Consider the following 2,520-nt stretch of genomic DNA (forward strand, 5'->3'; position numbering starts at 1 on the left):
GTGAGGCCCGATTTCACCGATTTCGGCTCTTCTTCGAGGATGTCCTCGCCAGGACGGGCGGCAGCATCGTCGGATTTGATCAGCAGCCAGTTGTCGCGCTTCTCGCCGGGGCGCGGCCTCAGCCTGACCAGATGCCAGCGGCCGTTGAGCTTGTGGCCCTCGAGATCGAAGTCGATATGGCCCTTCTTCATGCCCTGAGCGGGATCGCCATCCGGCACCCATCTGCCTTCGTCCCAGACCAGGACCGAGCCGCCGCCATACTGGCCCTTCGGAATGGTGCCTTCGAAGGAGGCGTAGTCGATCGGGTGATCCTCGACATGCACGGCCAGCCGCTTCTCATGCGGGTCGAGGCTCGGGCCGCGCGTCACCGCCCAGCTCCACAGCACGCCGTCATGCTCCAGGCGGAAATCGTAATGAAGCCGCGTCGCGGCATGCTTCTGGACGACGAAGATGCCGCCGCCCTGCTTGCCGCGCTTTACCTTACCGGCCGGCTCGGCGGTTTTCTTGAAGTCGCGCTTGGCGTGATATTGTTCGAGGCTCGCCATTGCGTGCTCCTATGCGGACTTGCGCTTCGGCGCGGCCTTGGCCTTCGTTCGTTTCGCCGGCGCTTTGGACGATGCCTTGCCGGCTTTGCCGTCGTCGGCGTTGAGGCTCTTCTTCAGCGCGTCGAACAGGTTAACGACATTGGACGGTTTCGGCGATGCCTTGGCCTTCGGCGCTTTTCTCCCGGCCTTCCTGGAGCGGACCAGCTCGAGCAGCGATTCCTCGTAGCGATCCCTGAACTTTGCAGGGTCGAACTTCGCTTTCCTCTTGTCTATGATAGTCTCGGCCAGCCCGACCATCTCGCCGTCCAGCTTCGCGGACTGGATATCGGCGAAGATCTGGGATGCTTCGCGCACCGTGTCTCCGTAGCGCAGCGTCGTCAGCAGCATGCCTTTGCCGAACGGCTCGATCATCGCCGGGCGTTCGCGCTGATAAAGCACGATGCTCGCGAGGCCGGCCATCTTCTTCTCGGCCAACGCATCGCGAATGACGGCGAAGGCCTCCTGCGAAACCTTGTCTGCCGGCGAGACATAATAGGGCGTGTCGAGATAGACCTGATCGATCGAAGCCTTGTCGACAAAGCCGTCGAGATCAAGCGTGTGCGAGGATTCGATCTGCACCGCCTCGATATCCTCGTCCTCGATGCGGATGAAGTCGTCCTTGCCGACCTCGAAACCCCTGACCTCCTCATCCTCTTCCAGCGGTTTTTGGCTTTTCTGGTCGACATAGACACGCCGGACCCTGTTGCCGGTCTTGCGGTTGAGGATGTGGAAGGACACCTTTTCGGCGTGGGTGACGACGTTGCTCAGTTGGATGGCGCAGGTGACCAGTGAAAGCTTGAGATAACCGCTCCAGGCGGGGCGCGGCGCCATGACGAACACTCCTTGCAGCATCGGGGGCAACATCGGACAAACCGAAACGGCCGGAACGCCGCTTCGGTTCCCGGGGACGGGAAGGCCGACGCCATGCGCCGGCCTTATCAGCAGCTACTCGGCCGCCTGCAGGTTGACCTTGCTTTCGGCGATCTCGGTGAGCTTGCGGTCGGTCGCCTCTTCTTCCTTGAGGTTCTTGGCCAGCACATTGGCACAATCGCTGCGGCCGAGCTGCTTGGCCCACGCGATCAGCGTGCCGTAGCGCGTTATCTCATAGTGCTCGACGGCCTGCGCCGAGGCGATCAACGCGGCATCGAGGACCTCCTTGTCGTCGACATCGCCGCTCACCTCGTCGGCCTCCGCGAGGATGCCGTCGATGGCCGGGCAGTTGACGGTCTTGGCCTTGACGCCATGCAGCTCGAACACCTGCTCGACCCGCTCGATGTGACCCTTGGTCTGCGTGAGATGCTTCTCAAAGCCGGCTTTCAATTGCGGATCGGTCGCCTTGTCGATCATCTTCGGCAGCGATTTTTCGATCTCCTTCTCGGCATAATAGATGTCGCGCAGCGTGTGGATGAAGAGATCGTCCAGCGTCTTGATGTCTTTCGAAAAGAAGCCCATGGCGGTTGCCTTTCCATGTTTCGCATTGTCGGGAAGTTGCGCGGCGGACAGCCGTCAACATGGCCGGGTTCATCCCGGCCCTTGCGGATCAACGTCGTCTTCCGGGACAGGTTCCTGTCCGCCCGGACCCGAGAAAGGAAATTTCCTGCCGTCGGACGAAGGTGAAACGGAAGCGCGGCCAAGCGACATCGGAACGAAACATATGTGATGCAAAAGTCACACGACGCGGAAAGGCGACGAAAGGCACCGAAACACCGCGAATCAGCCGCAATCCGGCCACGATGCAACGAGTTTCGGACCAGAAATTAACATCACGTTCACCGACTATTCACGCCTCGACGCTATGCTCTCGAACAATTCGGACGGGACATCCGAAAGCGGGACAGGGACAGTTAAAATGAACTTCTGGAACCACATTACAGGCTACGCCGCCGCCATTCGCGAATTCGTTGCGCCGACCTACCGGCCGGAGCGCTATTACATG

General features: G+C 60.6%; 3 protein-coding genes. All 3 read right to left on the minus strand.

Annotated features, from left to right (window positions below):
• A partial coding sequence (locus EOA27_RS31625) for a DNA polymerase ligase N-terminal domain-containing protein (RefSeq protein ID WP_281059500.1) occupies positions 1–545 on the minus strand: 545 nt, incomplete at its 3' end.
• A 9-nt stretch (positions 546–554) separates the two neighbouring features.
• Positions 555–1,415 carry a Ku protein gene (locus EOA27_RS31630; protein WP_126080291.1) on the minus strand — a complete coding sequence of 287 codons (861 nt, stop codon included), beginning with the start codon at positions 1,413–1,415 and terminating at the stop codon, positions 555–557.
• 114 nt (positions 1,416–1,529) lie between these two features.
• Positions 1,530–2,036, minus strand: coding sequence for a ferritin-like domain-containing protein (locus tag EOA27_RS31635; RefSeq protein WP_127258129.1), 507 nt, complete (start codon positions 2,034–2,036; stop codon positions 1,530–1,532).
• Positions 2,037–2,520: the final 484 nt, after the last annotated feature.

This window comes from Mesorhizobium sp. M2A.F.Ca.ET.037.01.1.1, from assembly GCF_003998075.1.
Classification (GTDB): Bacteria; Pseudomonadota; Alphaproteobacteria; order Rhizobiales; family Rhizobiaceae; genus Mesorhizobium.